The sequence below is a fragment of the Sphingobacterium prati genome, from assembly GCF_013167215.1.
Lineage (GTDB): Bacteria > Bacteroidota > Bacteroidia > Sphingobacteriales > Sphingobacteriaceae > Sphingobacterium > Sphingobacterium prati.
This window is the reverse complement of sequence record NZ_JABJWY010000034.1, coordinates 521,965-542,208: the sequence shown is the minus strand read 5'-3', so window position 1 is coordinate 542,208 and position 20,244 is coordinate 521,965. Positions and strand designations below refer to the sequence as shown.

Here is a 20,244-nt window from a genome sequence, read left to right as displayed (position 1 = left end):
TCTTTGAATGGCTGAATTCAGTGAAAAACGTGTGTACCAGCAGATACGTAATTTTGAGCGAGCAATGGATGGTTTTGAGGAGGATCAGCCATTTTCGCGGTATTTGACAACTTTCTTTAAGCTCAATAAACAGATGGGATCTTCAGACCGTAAGGCTACTTCTCGTCTGTGTTATAATTATTTTCGTCTAGGATTAGCAGCTTCGCAACTGTCGCAACAACGACGGTTAGTTCTTGCGGAATTTTTATGTGAACAGGAAAGTCCGTTGGTAAGGACGCTTGAACCTGCTTATATCGATAAATTAAGGTTGACCTTGGATGAAAAAATAGCTTTTCTTGAATCTGAAGGCCTACTGAAAAGCCATGATCTATTTCCTTTCACGGCTTATTTTTCGCCCCAGATTGATACCAGGCTTTTTTTGAGAAACCAGTTGGTTCAACCGGACCTATATATCCGAGTCAAACAGGGGAAAAATAAAATCGTTCGTGCCATCCTTGACGAAAACCAAATTTCCTATCGTGAATTGGGTGAACAAACTATCTCTTTGGCAAATGGTACCTCGTTACAACGATTCTCAACACTGCAAGGCATCATTGAAGTGCAGGATTTATCTTCGCAGCGTACACTCGAGTTTATGAAACCTGAGGGAAAAGAATCCTGGTGGGATGCTTGTGCTGCTTCTGGCGGTAAATCTCTTTTATTAATGGATTCCTGTCCTTCGGTTAACCTTTTGGTATCTGACCTTCGGATGAGTATTCTTCGAAATCTGGATGAACGATTTGATCAGGCTGGTATTAAGCATTATCGAAAGAAAATACTTGATTTGACAAAAGATCCATACCCTATATTGGGAAATGAAAAATTTGATGGCGTATTATTGGATGCACCTTGTACCGGTTCGGGCACCTGGGGGCGTACACCAGAGATGATTCGACAATTTCAAACAACCAAGATTGCGGAATTTAGTACATTACAGAAGACAATTGCGAGCCATGTCGCTGGTTATGTGAAAGTAGGCAAACCACTAATTTATATCACCTGCTCCATATTTAAGGCAGAAAATGAAGACGTTGTTGATTATATCTTAAATAATTTGGGATTTGAGCTCGAAAGTATGCGCTGTCTGGAAGGCTATACTGAACGGGCAGATACCATGTTTGTAGCCCGACTCATAAAAAAGTAACTGAGTTGGCCTATTGGTAATTAAAAGCCTATTCTTTTAGAAAAGGATAGGCTTTTAATTATATTTCTGGTTACTGATGTATGAATTCTATTAATCACATTTGCTCGGAATGACTAACACCGGGCAGGTTGCTTTACGGATAACGGATTCAGATACAGAACCCGAGATAAAATGGTCGAATCCAGTTCTTCCATTAGATCCCATAATGATCAGATCAGCCGACCATTCGTGAGAGGTGGCAAGTATTTCTTCTTTGATGGATCCAATTCGGTTGAAAAGATACACTTCTCCTGGGCCGGTAAATTCCCGACTTAATTTTTCTAGATACTTCTGCGCATTTTCCTGTTCCATTTCGGATACCTCCGGTACAATTATCGGTTGTTGGCCCAGTAGGGGATCAGCTCCAAAATTGGTGGGGGAAGTGGGCGGTATTACCGTTACAAGGGCAATAGCGGCGCTAAATACCTGAGCCATTTCTTCGGCGTATAGAATGGCTTTTTCTGAACATGGAGCATCATCAACTGCAACGAGTATTCTTTTGAATTTTAAATTTGTATTCTCCATATCTACTATATTTAATTTATCTTCGTTTTATAATGTATAATCATAGATTTGACAATTTTGTTTTGCTTGACCAATGAAATATGGTATTTGTACACTTGCTCTCGTTCCATTGCGTGCGGAGCAAACGCATCGGAGTGAGATGGTTTCTCAGGTATTATTTGGTGAATTATTTGAGATACTGGATATACAACCCGACTGGACCGCGATAAGGTTGTTAGAAACAAGTTACTTGGGCTGGATTCAGAATGGTCAGTTTAAAGCGCTTGAAACACTGGCGATGGAGCACTATCTCAAGGGAGAGCCACGTCTAGTCGGAAGAGATGGAGGCTTGTTGTATAATGATACAGATCAACATCAGCTCTGCCATGGTACAAAGCTTTATTTAGATGAAGCAAATAGATTTAGGTTAGCCCAGTTGGATATGGTCTACCATGGGAGTTTCAATTTGTTTTCTAAGGCCGATTTTGAGGCGAAAGTGGCTGAACTCGCCTTAAGCTATAAAAACAGTCCGTATTTATGGGGCGGACGTTCGCAGTGGGGAATTGACTGTTCAGGTTTTTCGCAATTAATCTACAGTAGTTTTGGGATAGATTTACCAAGGGATGCGTATCAGCAAGCGGAAATTGGGGAGACAGTTGATTTTATTTCGGAAATTAAAGTCGGTGATTTGGCTTACTTTGACAATGCGGACGGACGGATTACCCATGTGGGCATTATGCTAGATCGGGATACCATTATCCATGCCTCAGGTAAAGTGCGTATTGACCGGATGGACAATGAAGGAATCTTTAATCAGGAATTGAATCGCTATTCGCATAAATTGCGAATTATTAAACGCTATACCTCAGGATGAAAAAAGGCTATAGTATCCAATACTATAGCCTTTCTTTTCCTATCAACTATCGATTAGAAGTGGAATTGTACACCTAAAGTTGGTGCTAAGGAATTCGCATCTAAACCGAATGTATTTGTTGTGATATCGTTGGTTTTATCTTTGTTATAGTTATAGTATAAGCCTCTAACTTTTAATTCGATACCAATTTGGCTTGTTGGGAAGTATGCCAAACCTGGCGCTAATTCAACACCATAGTTTTCAAATTTGTTTTTTGTTTCAACGTTATTTGATTCAGCTGTCATTTTTCCCCAAGACATTGGTACGGACAATTGTGCAAAGAATCTTAATGGACCATTAGCAGAGTATTTTCTTACGAATGGGGCTACTTGAAAAGCATCAACTTTAGTACTGTTGTTTTTGTCAGCTTCGTTTTTGCTCCAATTGTAACCAACACCAGTACCTACTGCCCAGTTGTCGCTGACAAAGTAGCCAACAGTTGGGTTGATCGAAAACGAATTATTTTTATGGTCTGTATCTTTAACTTTTGAAGTTTCGAAGCCAACTTGACCACCAACCATAATTTTTCCTTTTTCAGTTTGTGCGTTTGCTGCAATTGTTAAACCTGCAATGGCAGTTAATGTAAGTAAAACTTTTTTCATGTCTTTTTTATTTTAATAGTTTGTTCTAATGAGCCAGTAATTACTTGCTGACTTTTTAAATTCATTAGTCAAATATCGTAAAGTTATTTTATTTTATTGTCACTATATTGTCTAGATGTTTTACCAAAATCGTAAATGATAGTGGTTCAATTGATTAAATTTTGTGATTTTTTTTATAAATTACTTATTGTTTTAACAATGTCTAAAGAGTGTTGACTTTTTGTAATTATTTGTCAGTACTATGTAAGGAAGAAAAAAAAGAGCCATATATCAATTCGATATATGGCTCTTGGCATTGTCGTTTACGCTGACTTTATTCGAAATATTCTTTTATTCGTTCGAAGAATGACTTTTCACTTTTACCGGGTTGTGGTTTAAAGTTTGGTGATTCTTTCAATTTATTCAATAATTCTTTTTCTTCGGAGGACACAGCTTTTGGTGTCCAGATATTTACATATACAAGTTGATCCCCTTTGTGGTAGGAATTGACTTCGGGAATACCTTTTCCTTTTAGACGTAATATTTTACCCCCCTGGGTTCCAGGTTCAATTTTTATTTTGGCTTTTCCGTCAATTGTAGGAACTTCTACGCTAGTGCCTAAAGCGGCATCCACAAAATTGATGTATAGATCAAAGATGACATTTAGGCCATCCCGTTTTAAGCTTTCGTGCGGTACTTCTTCGATTAATATAATGAGGTCTCCTGGAATACCACCGCGAGGAGCTGCGTTACCCTTGCCGCTCATCGAGAGCTGCATTCCTTCGCTCACACCTGCAGGGATATTGATCGCGATTGTTTCTTCTCCACGCTCTAATCCTTCGCCTCGACAGGTTGTACATTTTGCAGTTATTTCAACACCTTCGCCATTACAGGTAGGACAGGTGCTGGTCGTCTGCATTTGTCCTAAGATGGTGTTGGTCACTCTTCGCACCGATCCAGAGCCACCACAGGTTTTACAAGTATGGAAAGAGGATTTATCCTTTGCTCCTGAACCATCACAGCTGTGACAAACGACCTGTTTGTTGACCTTAACTTTTTTCTCAACACCTTTAGCGATTTCTTCAAGAGTCAATTTAACTTTAATACGTAAATTGCTTCCGCGCGCTACCCGGCGGCCTCCGCGTTGACCTCCGCCGCCTCCACCGAAGAAGCTTTCGAAGGGATGTCCGCCACCAAAAATATCGCCGAATTGGCTGAATATATCATCCATATTCATACCGCCACCGCCATAGCCACCACTCGCGGAATTGCCTGCATGGCCAAACTGGTCGTAACGTTGACGTTTTTGTGGATTGCTCAAGATATCGTATGCCTCAGCAGCTTCCTTAAATTTTTCCTCAGCTTCATGATCTCCAGGATTTTTATCCGGGTGATATTTAATCGCCAACTTGCGATAGGCTGATTTAATCTCCTTCTCGTCCGCTGAACGCGCGACACCAAGTATATCGTAATAATCTCTTTTTGACATCGTCTTAATATTATTGACCTATAACTACTTTAGCATGACGGATCACTTTGTCACCTAAATAGTATCCCTTTTCGATTACGTCTACCACTTTATTTTTTAAATCTGAAGTAGGTGCTGGAATAGATGTAATAGCTTCTTGTAATTCAGGGTCAAATGCTTGACCAACTGTTTCCATTTCTTTTAACCCCAATTGAGACAATGTTTGTCTCAGTTTGTTGTTAACGATATCCATTCCCGTTTTGACAGATACCACGTCTGTTGCAGTTTCCATTGCATTTAATGCACGATCAAAATCATCTAAAGTAGGTAATAATTTACTGATCACATCTTTTCCTGCTGATTGAATCAATTCAACACGTTCTTTGCTCGTACGTTTTCTATAATTGTCAAATTCAGCAGAAAGACGAATGTACTTATCCTTTGCCTCTGCCAATTCTGCAGCCATCTTTTCTTCAGGAGATAGTTCTTCCTGATCGTCCATAGGTTGCTCTTGTTGATCAGAAGAATTTGTTTCTACTTGATCTTGACTCTCATCATAATAATTATCTTGCTCATTCATATCTTCAATGCTAAATAGATTCAAAAATTTACTATATTTTCTTTTGTCAAAGTTTTTGCCAAACAATAAAATTCCGACAGCTTGTCAGATTTTATTAAAAAAGCCTAACAATTTGTCGGAATTTGAAAAAATGTCTTTTTAACTGTCAGTTTTTCCCTTATATACTGACATCATCCTGTAGAATACCGTCGCCCGTTTTAATAATCCGGGAAGGCATACTGCGAATGATTGTATAATCGTGGGTAGCCATTAAAATTGCAGTTCCGGAATTGGCAATGTCGCGTAGTAAAAGGACAATCTCTTCTGAAGTGGCAGGGTCTAGGTTACCTGTTGGCTCATCTGCCAAGATAATCTCCGGGTTATTGAGCAGTGCTCGGGCAATAACAATCCGTTGTTGCTCTCCACCAGAAAGTTCATGGGGCATTTTTTTTAATTTGGAGCGAAGTCCAACTTTTTCCAAAACGTCCAAGATACGTCCATCAATCATTTTTTTATCTTTCCAGCCCGTCGCCTTTAAGGCAAACTCAAGGTTTTTCTCTATTGTTCTATCCGATAGTAAGTGAAAATCCTGAAAAACGATTCCAAGCTTCCGACGTAAATAAGGTACGTCATTTTCATGAAGTTTCTTTAAATCAAAGCCAGCAATCATTCCTTCGCCATTGCCGATATACAAATCGCCATAGATGATTTTTAATAAACTACTTTTTCCACTGCCAGACTGTCCGATAAGGTAGAGAAACTCTCCCTTGCCGATACTTAAATTGACATTGGATAATACTAGATGTTTCTGTTGAAAAATATCAACGTTCTTTAATGTAATTACTTTATTTTCAATCATGGGCGTTAAAACTCTAATTTTTTAATCTGGCCAAAGGGCATTTCTTTGACCAATTTCATGATATATTCTGCCTTTTCTCCCAATCCGATCTTATCAAGAGACTTGTCAGGACGATCCACTCTAAAATATGCCAACAAGGTGAAGGCATCATCTCGCAGCTGCACATAGTCGGGGATTTTGGCAACACCTCTTACTTTAATGATATACATGATTTCAAAGTTAGTATTTTTAATGCAATTTCCGTACTACGAAATTAACCGAAGCTTACTTGTTTGCAAATAAGAAGTTTAAGGTATTTATCCCATCTGCATAATCATCCAAGGCAGGACACTGACTTTCACCAAAATGAAAAACGGGCGACTGAATATTCAATTGCACTTCGGAAACTACACATTGGATGTTTTCAGCTTGTTGATTCAGCTCGTTTTCGACATCTCCAAGGCTGTTGTATTCTTCATAATAAACGACAGATAGGGGCGATGCTGTACGTTCATCCTGTTTGAGCAACAGAAAACCATTGTCAAAATGTTTGTCCCCATTGATCAAATAGATGGATTTATTGTAATCGTAATTGTTATTGTATTTATAGTGGTCTGCCACATCTTTGAAATCTGCTATTCCATCAAAAAAATGGGAGACATTATAGTCTTTTGGAACAAAAATTTTGGAAACAGAACGACAGCCGAGTCCGAAATAATCGAAGATGTCGTGTCCTAAAGCTCGTAGCTGTACCGCAGATTCTTTACCTGTAATAACGGCAACACTATTTCTGTTGCGTCGGATAATATGAGGCTTAGCCCCAAAATAATAGTCAAAGTAACGGGCTGTATTGTTTGAGCCTGTCGCAATGACGAGATCGAAGTCTTTAAGTTTATCAACAATTTCAAAAGATGCTTCAAAAGCGGGCTCGATTTGTTTTAAACGATTGAGTACATAGGTCGTTAAGCCTGCGTCATCAGAGGATAATTTAATTTTTGCTTTAAATCCACTGATCAATACACAAAGAATATCATGAAACCCAACCAGCGGAATATTACCCGCGAGAATCAAGCCTACTGTTTTTGTTGATTCGAGATCGGGATAATCCTGTAGCCAATAATTGAGCTTTTCTACTGATAAGTTCGATGAAATCACATGAAGTGCCTTTTCAACATTTTTTATAGTATACCAAGGGTTTTTATGTTGCGCCAAATGAATGATCTGAGTAAGATCCTCTGGCTGCCTTAGCAACAGTTCACCCAGTTTTACAAACGCATTTATTCGTTGTTGCTTTGTCAAAATATTAAATTTTTAAAAGATGAATACACAAATTTGTATTATATTTGTGCTGTTAACATTAATCAACGTGAATCAACTAGCCTTATTGTACAATCAGACTTTGTTTTCATATTGATAATGCAAAAATAGTTTATTTATCATAATTGTGAGGTTATAAATGGCGATTAAAATTACAGACGAATGCATAAACTGTGGTGCTTGCGAACCGGAATGCCCAAATAATGCAATATACGATGCTGGTGTAACTTGGAAATTCTCAGATGGGACGGCTCTGGACGGTGTTATAGATTTTGGTGATGGTGTTACGCTTGATGCGAATGAGTCACAGGAAGCGATCTCAAATGAAGTCTATTATATTGTTTCGGATAAATGTACAGAATGTGTAGGTTTTCACGATGAACCTCAATGCGCTGCTGTTTGTCCAGTAGATTGTTGTGTGGATGACGAAGATGTACGTGAGTCTAAGGATGAGCTATTGGCGAAAAAATCTTGGTTACACGCGGAATAATTTTTTATTCCGTTAAAATATGGAGCAGGGTAAAAAATTATCCTGCTTTTTTTGTGCCTTGCTTTTCGGGCTAATCGGTATTTTGTTGCGAAACATGGGTGATTTAAATAATAATATTTGCAAAAGAATAGGATTTTTTTATTTTTGTTCTTTTGACCATCAAAATCTTTTAAATGTTAAAAACCAAAATAGGGTTAATCACCCTCATCACAGTTACATTAGCTTGTATCATTGCTGTATTATACGAATTTGATGTTGTAGGCTTTTCGCATGAATTTCTAATGGCTGTCCGTTGGATAGTTGCCACCGTTTTGGTTGTGAATGCGCTTTATAAGAAAAATTTGACCACTTGGATTTTGACCTGTATGATCCTTGGCATTTTTGTTGGCCTGGATTTTCCAAATCTGGCAATCTCTTTACAGCCATTGAGCAAGGGATTCATCAAACTGGTAAAAACAATTGTTGGGCCTATTCTTTTTGCAACACTGGTTTATGGTATTGCAGGACACTCAGACTTAAAACAAGTAGGACGTATGGCTTGGAAGTCTATGTTGTATTTCTTCTGTGCTACAACTTGTGCTATTTTTATTGGTTTAGGTGCCATTAATCTGACCCGTGCTGGTGTGGGTGTCGATGTTGCACATATGCCACATGAAGAACTGCCCGCTCCCAAAGAAAGTATGGACGAACATGTATTGAAATCACTGCCTGATAATGTACATCCCGTTTACAAATTCACTTCATTTATCCGAGACCTTTTTCCTGAAAATATCGTAAAATCTGTCGCTGATAATCAAGTCCTACAGATCGTTGTCTTTTCGATATTATTCGGTATCGGGCTTGCAATGGTCGATGAGAAGAAGCGGAAACCGCTGGTCGATTTTACGGAAAGTATGTCCGAGACGATGTTTAAGTTCACGAACATTATTATGTATTTCGCGCCAGTTGGGGTAGGAGCTGCGATGGCCTATACGGTGGGGCATCTTGGTGTTGATATTTTGAAAAACTTATTTATGCTATTGGCAACATTGTATTTTGCCTTGCTTTGCTTTTTGACCTTGGTGCTGCTTCCTGTGGCACTTTATTTAAAGGTTCCGGTTCGGCGTTTTATCAATGCCATCAAAGAACCTGTATCTATTGCTTTTGCCACGACAAGTTCAGATGCCGCTTTACCAAAAGCAATGAGCGCAATGGAGAAGTTTGGTGTTCCCCGTAAGATCGTTTCATTTGTTATTCCGACGGGTTATAGCTTCAACTTAGACGGCACCTCTCTTTATCTGTCATTAGCCGCTATTTTTGTGGCACAAGCCGCAGGAATTCACCTGTCTTTTGGGGAGCAGTTGATGATCGCTTTTACTTTGATGATTACCTCCAAAGGAGTTGCGGCAGTGCCACGTGCTTCGTTGATTATCCTAATTGCAACAGCGGATCAGTTTGGTTTACCCACTTTTGTTATTGCCGCTATTTTGGGAATAGACGAATTGATGGACATGGCTCGTACTTCAGTGAATGTTGTTGGTAACTGCCTCGCAACAGTTGTGGTGGCGAAGTGGGAAGGTGAGTTTGATGAGGAGGCGCCTTATCGTGAAGATACTGAGGAATTGGTGTAAATTATCATTATCTCTCGTAAACGCAAAACAAAAGCTGCTCTAACGTCACGTTAGAGCAGCTTTTGTTTTGAACTGGACAATATCACTTTATTGGCCATCTACATAATACCAAAGGTTGCTCTGCTGTTTAAATATAGACTTTTCATGGTGGACCTGAATTTCCATTGTTGAATCCAGGTAATGAGCTTCGAATTCCACAGTTTGCGGTGTAGATCTGAGGATTGAAAGCTGTATCCATTTATTTTCGACAGCCCACCGTCGAATAGCATTTTTATTTTGAAACCTCCTTGTTGATGGATGGAATGTATCATATAGAAAATCTACGTCATGTACAACAAATGCACTGTAACGTGCTCGCATCAACTTTTCTGCTGTATTCGCCTTGGCATGGGAAAGATGTACCTGCCGGCAACAATCTCCGTAAGAGCTACCTGAGCCACATGGGCATAAATCATCTATTTCTAACACTTAATCAATATCAATTTACCAGCCTTTTATGGCGCCGTTTTTAAATACTTTTTTTGCTGTTGCTTCTACCTCTGGTGATTGATAGGCCTGTATAAATTGCTGTACTTTTTCATCATTTTTATTATCTGCACGAGCAACAATTAAGTTGACATACGGTGATTCTTTATCCTCTGTAAACAAACCTTGTTTTTCAGGATCCAGTCCAGCTTGCGAAGCAAAGCTATTATTGATGATCGCAATTACAATTTGAGGGTCGTCAAGTACGCGTGGTAGCTGTGGCGCTTCCATTTCAATAATTTTGACCTGTTTCGGATTGCTCACAATGTCTGTTACTTTGGGTTGTATGCCCACATTCTCTTTTAAACCAATTATGCCTTCGCGTTGAAGCAGTAATAACGAGCGTCCACCATTAGTTGGATCATTTGGAATTGCGATACTTGCACCTGGCTGAAGTTCGGTAATCGTTTTGATTTTTTTTGAATAGGCGACAATTGGGAAGACAAATGTGTTTCCAACGATAGTTAATTTGGTAAAGCCGCGTTGTTTGGACTGTTCTTGTAGATAAGGCTGATGCTGAAACACATTGATATCGATATCACCTTGATTCAAGGCCTCATTTGGAACAACGTAATCATTGAAGGAAACGAGTTCCACATCCAGATTGAACTTTTCTTTTGCAACTTTCTTAGCCGTTTCAGCAAGTTCCTTTTCAGGACCTGATACCACACCAACTTTAAGGGTATTTTCTTTTTTTTCCCTGTTATTACAAGCTATAATAGTCGTAAGACTAAAAGCTAAGATCGCAAATGCATAGTTCAATTTTTTCATCTGTTTAATTTGTTTATTCATTAATCAATTTTCCCTTTAAGGCATTCATGCTGCCTTCGGCGGTTTCAGTTGTGATGAAGCTATCAGATTTATTCATCGAGTGTATGTTTTAAGCGGCATTCATGAGCTCGCTTTGTTCGGTTATTCACTCTGCAGTATGATCGAATAAATCATGATGGTTTCATATGATACAATTAATGTTAACGATGGTTTACTTTTTTCGATATATAATCACCTGTATACTGCAACAGGAATACAATTAAAATTAATAAAATAAGAACAGAATTCATGATAAAGGTGTCATAACCTACGTAGCCATATTGATAGCCAATCTGCCCCAGTCCGCCAGCTCCAACAGCACCCCCCATGGCCGAATAGCCTACGAGTGTAATTAGTGTTATTGTCGCATTGTTCACCAACGAGGGAAGCGCCTCAGGGAGCAGTACTCTAAAGATGACCTGCTGTGTACTTGCACCCATGGCCCTGGCGGCTTCAATTAATCCATTGGGAACTTCCAGTAGACTATTTTCTACCAATCGCGCAATAAACGGTGCTGCACCTATACTTAAGGGGACCAATGCTGCTGATATACCTATTGATGTTCCTACAAGCTGACGTGTAAATGGGATCATCCATACAATGAGAATAATGAATGGAATAGATCTGAACACGTTCACTAGGAGCGAAACAATCTGATGCATGGTTTTGTTTTCCAGCAGCTGATGTTTCCGCGTTAGGAAGAGGTAGATTCCAAGCGGAAGCCCGATCACAAATCCAAAAAAGCCCGATAGGAAAGTCATCATAAGTGTTTCGAGTGTTCCCCATAAAAGTAAATCCAGTACTTGATCAGACATAACCTAATATTTTAGTTTGCGGATGCTGCTCTTTTAAATAGGAGAGACTCGCCGTTATATTTTCGATATTACCAGACAATTCAGCCAATATGACACCGAATTTCATTTCTCCAACGTAGTCTATTTGTGCGGTGATAATATTTGTTTTAACCTGAAACTGCTTTTCCAATTGTTGAATAAAAGGGATAGACTCTTCACTTGATGTCATATAAATTTCCACAAGTGGATTTCCCTGCGTTTTTAACCGCTCTTGAAATCCTAAAGGAATATCAACCTGCAATGAGGACTGAATAAAGTTTTTAGTGATTTCTTGCTGCGGATTTGCAAAAATAGTTTCAACAGATCCGCTCTCAATTAAAGTCCCATGATCCAGCACGGCTACTTGGTCGCATATCCTCTTGATCACGTCCATTTCATGGGTGATCAATAAAATTGTAAGTCCCAGTTGCTTATTGATTTTTTTTAATAAGGCAAGTATGGATTTGGTCGTTGCAGGATCCAATGCGCTGGTAGCTTCATCACAAAGTAGAATATGGGGGTCATTGGCGAGTGCTCGGGCTATAGCAACGCGTTGCTTCTGTCCTCCCGATAAATTAGCCGGATAGCTTTCGGCTTTGTCTTCGAGACCAACTAAATGCAATAATTCGGAAACTTTTTGACGGATAAACGTTTTTGATTTACCTTCAAGCTGCAATGGAAAGGAGATGTTTTCAAAGACCGTTAAGGATGACAGTAAATTGAAATGCTGAAAAATCATTCCAATTTTTCTCCGTTTCATCATTAAGTCTTTGGAAGACATGGATATTAAGTCATTATTCTCAATAATGACTTGACCTGTATCCGGTCTCTCCAAAAGATTGACACAACGAATCAGTGTACTTTTTCCGGCGCCGGAAGCTCCTATGACACCAAATATTTCTCCTTTACCGATGGTCAGGGAAAGGCTTTTCAAGGCATCAATTCGTCTGGATTTAACCTGAAATGATTTAGATATGTTGTTTAATTGAATCATTGACCCTTTAAGGATTTATGCATTTATGTTAACAAGTCGATGTCGATATAAATGTACACAAATACGGTTGATAAATTACAATGAAATGACGAAAAAAATGGCAGTTGATTCGGTCTTTCCAGGCTTTAGTTGCTGCATGGAAAGACCGGTCCATAAGCACAGATTTCTAAGATAAGGTGTAAGCTGATACAAGTTGTTTTCCAGATCCAAGTCCTTCAATGCCATATTCAATAACATCGCCATCGCGGAGGAACCGTTGCGGAGATTTTCCCATACCTGAGCCTGCTGGCGAGCCTGTTGAGATAATGTCGCCTGGAAGGAGGGACATAAACTGGCTTAAATAGGATATCAATTTAGGAACACGGTAGATAAAATCGCTCGTGTTACCATCTTGCATCAGTTCACCGTTTAATTTAAGCCAAATTCTCATGTTATCTACATCTTGAATTTCATCTTTTGTGGCAATAAACGGGCCGATAGGGGCGAACGTATCGCAACCTTTACCCTTGTCCCAGGTACCACCTCTTTCGATCTGAAACTCCCGTTCAGTCAAATCGTTATGCAATACATAGCCAAATACGTAATCCAGTGCTTCTTCTTCACTGACATAAGAAGCTTTCTTGCCGATAACGATAGCAAGCTCAGTTTCCCAATCGGATTTCACGGAATTTTTAGGCAATGTAATACCATCGAAAGGTCCATTAAACGCAGAAACCGATTTCATGAATACAATAGGTTCTGCTGCTTGTTGCAAGTTGGTCTCCCTGACGTGATCATCGAAATTCAATCCAACACAAAGAATTTTGGAAGGAGCCTCTAAAGGAGTACCGATACGTTCATTGGCATCGATTTCTCTCAGGTTTTCACTATTCTGTGCTACATATGCCTGAAGTTTCTCCAAATTTGCCGTATTTGCAAAGAAATCGCGGTTATATTGAAAATTTCCTTCTGAAACATCATATTTCTTTTCATTTAAAATGACTCCCGCCTTCTCGGAGCCCCTTGCGCCATATCTAAAAATCTTCATAAGCCGCAAATATACGGATTTTGTCCCAAAAAGGGTGTAATTTAACGGGAATTAACAATTAACCAATGTGTAAATTATCTATACAATTATTGTCCAAAGTCGGATACTGAAATGGAAATTTCTCATTGAGGATCTTTTTATTGCTCACCCAGGTTCCGTTGAGTACCATTTCTTTTCCTTTTTTTCCAAGAACTAACTTAATCAAAAAGGCGGGTACGGGAAAAGGGAGGTACAGTATGCCATAGCGTCGTCTTGCAATCCGTTTGGTGAATTGGCTAAGGGGCAAAGGTTCGGACGAACAAGCATTATAAACGCCGGCGATAGCGTTGTTTTGTATTGCAAATAGGAGCATCCGAGCAAGATCCTCCATATGGATCCAGCTCAACATCTGTTTGCCTGATCCCAAAATGGGAGTCAGCCGAAAACGTAACAATTGATTGATCTCTTTCAGCAGGCCCTGGTCTTTGCTGAGCACAATGCCGAATCGAAAGACAACAAGTCTTTTTCCAAGTGTTTCAATTGGTTTGACACTGCTTTCCCAAAGGTTACAGACCCAGGATAAAAAGTCACCACCCTGGGGATCACCTTCCTCAAATGGCTTTTTTTGATAACTGTCATCAGCCCCATACCAACCGATCGCTGATGCCGAAATGACTGCTTTCACCTGGTTTGGAATCTGTTTTAATGTCTGATAAATCAGCTGTCCGCTTTCTACACGACTAGATATAATTTCTTGCTGGTACGCTTTGTTCCATCGTGCGGCATTGAGGTTGGCGCCAGCTAAATTGATGATATAATCAGCCTCCTGGATTGACTTTATATCAATAATTTGCTTTTTCGGATTCCAGTCAACATACCGAACGTTATATTGTGCAGGTTGAGCCTTTGGCTCTCTTGTGAAGATGATTACTTCATAGAAATTGGCGACTAGCAATTTTGTCAAATGAAGGCCAATTGCCCCTGTTCCGCCTGTAATAATTACTTTTTCCATGGATTAAAACGCTTCATAATTGATCCCTTTATTTCTCTTCATTAGTCACTCCTTACATGGTTATCATGCTTCTCCTAATATACTATTTTGAATCAATAAAAGAAGTTATAATTTAAGGTTTATCCTTCGAAATAATCAGTTTATGAGAATTTCGTTTGGTAATTTATATTTCCCTGTCAAGATGGAGTAGCCAAATCTAGAGATATCATAAAAAGGTCCGCCTGTGTTGCGGACGAACCTTTTGGTATAGAGACTGATATTTTTGAGATGCTGGTTTCTTTATTGTATCGTTTGGATTGTACTTCCACAAGTTAGCATCTGGGCGCCATAGTATGGATTTTTGATATCTTTATTGAGGCTCAACCAAGTTGCTCCTTTGCCATCGTTAAACATGGGGCACTTTTGTTGATAAACCAGAAGTGTAGGTTTGGAACTTTTTGCCAGCTTATAGACCTCTTCGGAGAGCGATACAAATGCCACACGTTGTTTTGCAAGATTCTCTGCCTCCTGGAGCGTCTTTGTGTACTGTGTTATCGCGATTGCTTGTGTTTTCCACGCCTGTTGTTCAGCAGCAGTTAGGTCGGTCGATTTTAACGTCGTCAGCAGACTTGCAAGTTTTGCAGCACCCGTAGCGACAGTCTTGCGATCGGAGGCAACCAATGCATCTTTCAACTGGAAATATTGGTCGTAAATAACCTGAAAGTTGCCCGCCTTTGCGACAGATGAGGATCCTGTGCTTTCTTCTTTGCTTTCAGGAGTATTTTCAGGATTGGCCGGTGGGGCACTTAAGGTTCTTTCATATTGGCAACAACCATGCAGTTGAGCGTAAGTTGTCGCTGGTGCGAGGTACTTTTCATTGTCATAACCGGCAAGTGCAATGTTTTTCAACACCACATCCAAAGAAGTTTTGCTTGCATCGAAGGAAACATTGGCTGTTTGATTGTCTTCGTTCCAATCGACCTTGGAATCCGCGGAGTTTCCCGCTTTTTCTATTGTTTTTTTGCACATACCGCAGTTGCCACTGATTTTTACGGTTTGTGTTGTCATGGTATTATGCTGACCATAAGTAAATATGCTCACGCATAGAAGGCCAGCTGTTATGATGTTATTTAGAATTCTCATGTGTTCCAAATTTTTTAAAATGTTTGGTTGATTCAATGGGCTTTATCCGACCTTATCCGGTTCCCATTGCGAGTTTGAAATGCGTTCTCTTTTAAAATATACTGCGCTCTTTTTTTAGCTTGAGCCGTTTTTTTTGTCAGCTTATTTTTGGCGGAACCCAAGGGTAAAAGTAACCGTCTAAAGGGTAAACGAATAGCAAATTGCTATATGATTTATTAAAGGATGAAGAAGGGATTTTAGGAAGCTGTACCTCGGCTGTCGAGAGTGCTAATATACTTGTTCCAGAAGTACAGTGGCACCTGCAATCACGACATTGCTTGTGGTGCTGGCATTTGTTTTTCTTCTTACTGAGAAACTTTTTACAGCAATTATTTTTTTTACTTTCAGATTCCGTACTGTCCATACGGCAAGTTTGAACTTTACTATGGTGACAGCATAGCGCAGCCATTGGCTTGAGCCATAAGCCAAGAAAGAGCAATAATCCGATTAGATGTTTCAGTCCGGTCACAGTTCAAAGATAAGCTTTTTTGGCTAAGTACTAAATCCATTCGGATGCTTGTCCGAGCTCTTTTGTTTCTATTCATACCAGTGTAGATTCTTGGAAGAGCGGAGGGTATTGCAGCATTATTCCTGTTGTTTCGTAAAGTATAAAGCGTAGTAGGCAGCTTATTACTTACTACGCGTTATACTTACTTAAACCGCGGTGAGGCTGTTAAAACTTGAAATTCGATAGAAATCCGGGTTTCTTCCAGGTCTTTTTATAGTCATCTGCCAGTGGATTGTGATCGGAATATGTCAATACTTCATTGAGTAGACTGTGCGCTTTTTTCAAATTTCCCGTCTTGTAGTTAACGAGCGCTTCAGCTAGCTTTACAGACTCACAGTCGTCATCATAACCCCATTCATGTTGTGCGTAAGTATCATTAAAGATCGCACCGTAGTGGTTGATTTTCGCTAGGTTTCCTTGTTCGGCAAACAACATGATCCCGAATTTAATCCAGAGCACATAGTCTTCGGGATCCATGACGGTTGCAACCCAGCTGTCATAGCGTTGAAATATTTCTTCGCCCAGCTTAAATTCCGATAGGAAGTAATACCCTTTAATAATGAGATATAAGGTTTTTGCCTTATCAAAATCATTGATGATAAATTCCTTTTTGTTTTTAAGGTATTTTTGTGCAGCAATAACAATGGCACGATAGTCGAATATCTCATTGTATAGTTGCATCAGAATATATTGTGGCTGTGCTTCATGTGGATATTGTCGCGCCATATCCGTATAATAGCGGATTCGGTAATCCCGGTCATGTGGCTCAAGGATATCATAAATTACACTTTCCACACTATTTTTAGCGGCCTCAAAATCCCGGTAATGATAGTCGTTCAAGGTCGGATGATTGATATAGAACTGATAGATATGCTCCAACAGATATTGCGCTTCAGCCTGTATATCTTGGGAAAGGCCCAGGTGATAATTCACTTCAAGCTGGTAAACAAACATTTGGTAACAGCTGGGAAATACCAGGTCTGAGTCTTCTTCTGTTGATTCTTCCTCGATTTCTTTGTGCTGCATTTCTTCAAGGTCGCCCAATGTGACCTGATAGGTGTCGAAATATTGCGTGAAAGCATCTCTCATGCGTTCATAGTCTTCGAGCTTAGACAGGGCATCTGTACGGGTGTAGTGTAGCTCTTCAAAATCTGAGTAAATTAGTCCTTCGGTTGCGATTTGATAGCTATCTTCAACGAGGTCAACATTTTTTAATGCAATAGCTAGGTTGTTGCAATTCATTGCACGATTGTGGCTTCCACCAAAATAATCGCTTTCATATTTCCCCTCTCCGAAATAAGCTGCGAAAGCATCATAAGCTTGGCGATAAATAGCAAGGTACAGTTCGCGCAAGGCAAGAGTATCTTCGGTAGATACATTGTCCAGTGCGTCTACAAAATCAGCTAAATTAACGGCTTCATTATAGAGTTCACGTGGTAAGTCGTCAAAAGTAGGGATCTCTATGTGTATATCACCAGTTGTTAAGTAGGTACATTCAACAAGACGCCGCCAAGATGTAGCGTTCCATTGGCGTTCACCAGATTGTTGAAGATAGGGTATAGCAGCCTCGTGCTGTCCATCGTCGTAAAGGTATGCACCGGCAAAATGATAGCCAGCGTACAAGTCAGGATACTGGTCAATGAGTTTCAATGCATGCAGGTAATAATAATCGAATGGTATACCGATATCTTCGGAATAATTACGTTCAATGATCAGCTGATAATAGAATACCTCCGGATGCTCATAGCCGTCAGCGATCAGTTCTTCAAAACGGCCGTGCCACTTGACCAGTTCCTGGTGGATATGTGCCGCTGAATTTTCTCCTTTAATAAGTTTTAATAATATCTTTAAAGCCAGATCTATATCTTTATTTTCATAAGCGATCTCAGCAAGATCCACATACTGCATTTCATGGCTGCTGACGAAACGATCAAATTGCGCCCTGATTGACGCCGTTAATGCAGCTCCGGAAATTTGCTTTGTGCGGTCCAAAAGATATATTTTTTTTATCCAAAATAGGGAGAAATTATTGTCTGCACTTTCGCGGTCGTCTTTAAAAGCTTCGTTGAAATAATTGATCCCTTCTTCCAACACTGTCAATAAGGCTTTATCATTCTGAAGCCCTTCATAAATATTCGCCAGGAAGCCATAACCATACGAAGTCATTTTTGGTTTGGCGATCAACTGCTTTGCATAGCGAATAAACTGGTCTTTGTTGTCCTCATGAATGTGTTTCCTTGGGCGATTGATCAGAGCTAATGAAGCCTCGTTACTTAGGACATAGTTGAGCATATGATAGAGCGTTGTTTCGTTTTCGGGCTCTATGCTAAGTGCTTTTTGAAGATAAGGGATCATCTTCTCCTGGATGATATCAAAGATGGCTTCGTGTCCTTCGTAGAATACCTGATCGTGATAAGCAACAGCAAGATGTGTCCAAAGCGGCACATCCTGGTCGTTTTGTCTTAATTGATTTTCACCTTCGATGATAAATAAATCCAGTTGTCCACTGTAAAATAAATCGTATATATTTTTTTCGTCCATTCCTAACCTTTTCTTTTTGTTCTTTTCCCTAATATGTTAAATTTTATTGAAATTATTTCGAAAGCGAGAGTTTTGTGAACTTTATGCCATCCCATTGAAAATGTTCTTCCCGAGTTGAAATGCGATAGTTGGGAGTTTCGGCACCATCATCTTTTACTTCACCCTCTTCGATGTATTTATAAATCAATTGATTATTTTTTTTGTGTTCTGATGGGAATAGGATCTTCTCGTCGTGATAGAAGGCGCCTGCATCAGTAACAGCATACCTGCTGGGGAGGTTGATTAGTTTTTGTCCAGTCCAGGCAACGTAATAATATTCGCTCGGAACACCGCATGCGCCTGAAAGAAACTCCATTCGTAAGATCTGTTTTACAGTATTTAAGCCCATGCCGGACAATAATTTACCTTGAGCGCTTAGCTGGCCAGTAAAAGGAAATGTGTAGGATTGGTTTGCGATGAGCGAATCTTGAGTGTTTAATAGCTTTACTGTAGTTAAAAAATACGCTCGTTCTTCACCATTTCCTTGTTTGATAAAGCGGTCAAAACCGAATAGGTATAGAAGGCCTTCCTTGTCAACTTGCTTACTAAGTGCCAATAAGCCAAGCCAGATAAAACCTTGTTTAGGCTGGCCATTCTTCGTATAGCTGATCTGGTGCCAGGGAGTATAGAAATTTTTGATTGTGGCGCCTTTAAACGGATCACTGGTAATGGTGACAGTTGAGCCATGGGTTAATGAATCTACCAGTTTTGAGCTGAGCCCAGGAGCGGAACGGATGTAGGCCTTTTCAACAAAAATAGTAGCAGTTTGCCCTTTCTGTATATTCCAAAGGTTAAAATCATCGTCAAATGAGATACTGTCCTGTGCTTTTAGCAGCAAGGGTAATAAGCTTAAGCATACGCATGTGAAATTCTTAAAACTCATCGTTGTCCTGTTCGTTGTTGCAAAAATAGAAGAATTTTGGGCTAAAATTATCACTGGTTTCCGGTATTTTCCTAGCCGATAGTCTGTAACGGCAAGAAAATTTTTCCGTCAGCTGTGATGAACGACGTTGTTGAACAAAAGAGGAATTCAAACGTGATTTTTATGGGAGAATATCGGAGTTGCTTATTCGGCAAAATGATCAGAGATATGAAAGAAAAAAGCTCAAACTAATGTTGAGCTTTTCGGAATCTTAGCGGAAGAGGCGGGATTCGAACCCGCGGTACCGTTTCCAGTACGACAGTTTAGCAAACTGTTCCTTTCGGCCACTCAGGCACCCTTCCGTGTTTTGACATTGCAAACATAAGGCAATTATTTGAATCTGCAAAGCCTAAATATCAAAAAATATGCAAAAAAAACGTAATGCTACAAT

At 39.7% G+C, this 20,244-nt stretch carries 20 protein-coding genes and 1 tRNA gene; 4 read left to right on the top strand and 17 right to left on the bottom strand.

Annotation, left to right across the window (positions count from 1 at the left end; all coding sequences use genetic code 11):
- Nucleotides 1-7 precede the first annotated feature (7 nt).
- Complete coding sequence (locus tag HPC41_RS12515; RefSeq protein ID WP_172394342.1) at nucleotides 8-1,183, top strand: RsmB/NOP family class I SAM-dependent RNA methyltransferase; 1,176 nt, start codon at nucleotides 8-10, stop codon at nucleotides 1,181-1,183.
- Nucleotides 1,184-1,273: 90 nt separating this feature from the next.
- Here the strand turns inward: HPC41_RS12515 and HPC41_RS12510 are convergent, their stop codons facing one another.
- On the bottom strand, nucleotides 1,274-1,747 hold the full coding sequence (locus tag HPC41_RS12510) for a universal stress protein (RefSeq protein WP_172394341.1): 474 nt from the start codon (nucleotides 1,745-1,747) through the stop codon (nucleotides 1,274-1,276).
- Between the two features lie 73 nt (nucleotides 1,748-1,820).
- On the opposite strand from HPC41_RS12510, the gene HPC41_RS12505 reads away from it, so the two are divergent.
- The gene (locus tag HPC41_RS12505; RefSeq protein ID WP_172394340.1) at nucleotides 1,821-2,600 is read left to right on the top strand and encodes a C40 family peptidase; all 780 of its coding nucleotides are present in this window, start codon (nucleotides 1,821-1,823) and stop codon (nucleotides 2,598-2,600) included.
- A gap of 53 nt (nucleotides 2,601-2,653) precedes the next feature.
- Here HPC41_RS12505 and HPC41_RS12500 read toward each other — a convergent pair whose 3' ends face one another.
- The 6 genes from HPC41_RS12500 to HPC41_RS12475 all read right to left on the bottom strand — a co-directional run bounded on the left by HPC41_RS12500 (nucleotide 2,654) and on the right by HPC41_RS12475 (nucleotide 7,384).
- Nucleotides 2,654-3,241: an outer membrane beta-barrel protein gene (locus HPC41_RS12500; protein WP_172394339.1), complete on the bottom strand. Its 588-nt coding sequence runs from the start codon at nucleotides 3,239-3,241 to the stop codon at nucleotides 2,654-2,656.
- A gap of 313 nt (nucleotides 3,242-3,554) precedes the next feature.
- Nucleotides 3,555-4,709 carry a molecular chaperone DnaJ gene (gene dnaJ / locus HPC41_RS12495; RefSeq protein ID WP_172394338.1) on the bottom strand — a complete coding sequence of 385 codons (1,155 nt, stop codon included), beginning with the start codon at nucleotides 4,707-4,709 and terminating at the stop codon, nucleotides 3,555-3,557.
- A gap of 10 nt (nucleotides 4,710-4,719) precedes the next feature.
- Entirely contained in the window at nucleotides 4,720-5,268 is a 549-nt protein-coding gene (locus tag HPC41_RS12490; protein WP_172394337.1) for a nucleotide exchange factor GrpE, read from the bottom strand.
- A gap of 157 nt (nucleotides 5,269-5,425) precedes the next feature.
- Nucleotides 5,426-6,106, bottom strand: coding sequence for a cell division ATP-binding protein FtsE (locus HPC41_RS12485; RefSeq protein ID WP_172394336.1), 681 nt, complete (start codon nucleotides 6,104-6,106; stop codon nucleotides 5,426-5,428).
- Nucleotides 6,107-6,111: 5 nt separating this feature from the next.
- Entirely contained in the window at nucleotides 6,112-6,315 is a 204-nt protein-coding gene (locus HPC41_RS12480) for a fructose-6-phosphate aldolase (RefSeq protein WP_172394335.1), read from the bottom strand.
- A 55-nt stretch (nucleotides 6,316-6,370) separates the two neighbouring features.
- Nucleotides 6,371-7,384 carry an acyl-CoA reductase gene (locus HPC41_RS12475; RefSeq protein ID WP_172394334.1) on the bottom strand — a complete coding sequence of 338 codons (1,014 nt, stop codon included), beginning with the start codon at nucleotides 7,382-7,384 and terminating at the stop codon, nucleotides 6,371-6,373.
- A 157-nt stretch (nucleotides 7,385-7,541) separates the two neighbouring features.
- Between HPC41_RS12475 and HPC41_RS12470 the strand changes: the two genes are divergently transcribed.
- Together HPC41_RS12470 and HPC41_RS12465 are read left to right on the top strand one after the other, a co-directional pair.
- Entirely contained in the window at nucleotides 7,542-7,892 is a 351-nt protein-coding gene (locus HPC41_RS12470) for a 4Fe-4S dicluster domain-containing protein (protein WP_172394333.1), read from the top strand.
- A gap of 173 nt (nucleotides 7,893-8,065) precedes the next feature.
- Entirely contained in the window at nucleotides 8,066-9,502 is a 1,437-nt protein-coding gene (locus HPC41_RS12465; RefSeq protein ID WP_172394332.1) for a dicarboxylate/amino acid:cation symporter, read from the top strand.
- An 87-nt stretch (nucleotides 9,503-9,589) separates the two neighbouring features.
- Here HPC41_RS12465 and HPC41_RS12460 read toward each other — a convergent pair whose 3' ends face one another.
- The 10 genes from HPC41_RS12460 to HPC41_RS12415 form a co-directional block, all read right to left on the bottom strand.
- Complete coding sequence (locus HPC41_RS12460; protein ID WP_343043822.1) at nucleotides 9,590-9,970, bottom strand: YchJ family protein; 381 nt, start codon at nucleotides 9,968-9,970, stop codon at nucleotides 9,590-9,592.
- Between the two features lie 15 nt (nucleotides 9,971-9,985).
- Nucleotides 9,986-10,798, bottom strand: a complete 813-nt coding sequence (metQ, locus tag HPC41_RS12455; protein WP_172394331.1) for a methionine ABC transporter substrate-binding lipoprotein MetQ — start codon at nucleotides 10,796-10,798, stop codon at nucleotides 9,986-9,988.
- A gap of 200 nt (nucleotides 10,799-10,998) precedes the next feature.
- Entirely contained in the window at nucleotides 10,999-11,652 is a 654-nt protein-coding gene (metI, locus tag HPC41_RS12450) for a methionine ABC transporter permease MetI (protein WP_172394330.1), read from the bottom strand.
- On the bottom strand, nucleotides 11,645-12,664 hold the full coding sequence (locus HPC41_RS12445; protein WP_172394329.1) for a methionine ABC transporter ATP-binding protein: 1,020 nt from the start codon (nucleotides 12,662-12,664) through the stop codon (nucleotides 11,645-11,647). The genes metI and HPC41_RS12445 overlap by 8 nt, the downstream gene beginning before the upstream one ends.
- Before the next feature lie 166 nt (nucleotides 12,665-12,830).
- Nucleotides 12,831-13,691 (bottom strand): fumarylacetoacetate hydrolase family protein, encoded by an 861-nt coding sequence (locus HPC41_RS12440; RefSeq protein WP_172394328.1) that lies wholly within the window; start codon nucleotides 13,689-13,691, stop codon nucleotides 12,831-12,833.
- 58 nt (nucleotides 13,692-13,749) lie between these two features.
- Nucleotides 13,750-14,682, bottom strand: a complete 933-nt coding sequence (locus HPC41_RS12435; RefSeq protein ID WP_172394327.1) for a TIGR01777 family oxidoreductase — start codon at nucleotides 14,680-14,682, stop codon at nucleotides 13,750-13,752.
- Between the two features lie 279 nt (nucleotides 14,683-14,961).
- Nucleotides 14,962-15,804, bottom strand: coding sequence for a DUF3347 domain-containing protein (locus HPC41_RS12430; RefSeq protein ID WP_172394326.1), 843 nt, complete (start codon nucleotides 15,802-15,804; stop codon nucleotides 14,962-14,964).
- A gap of 712 nt (nucleotides 15,805-16,516) precedes the next feature.
- Nucleotides 16,517-18,892 (bottom strand): hypothetical protein, encoded by a 2,376-nt coding sequence (locus tag HPC41_RS12425; protein ID WP_172394325.1) that lies wholly within the window; start codon nucleotides 18,890-18,892, stop codon nucleotides 16,517-16,519.
- A 52-nt stretch (nucleotides 18,893-18,944) separates the two neighbouring features.
- On the bottom strand, nucleotides 18,945-19,814 hold the full coding sequence (locus tag HPC41_RS12420; protein WP_172394324.1) for an SH3 domain-containing protein: 870 nt from the start codon (nucleotides 19,812-19,814) through the stop codon (nucleotides 18,945-18,947).
- A 254-nt stretch (nucleotides 19,815-20,068) separates the two neighbouring features.
- Nucleotides 20,069-20,155 (bottom strand) — tRNA-Ser (locus HPC41_RS12415).
- Nucleotides 20,156-20,244 lie beyond the last annotated feature (89 nt).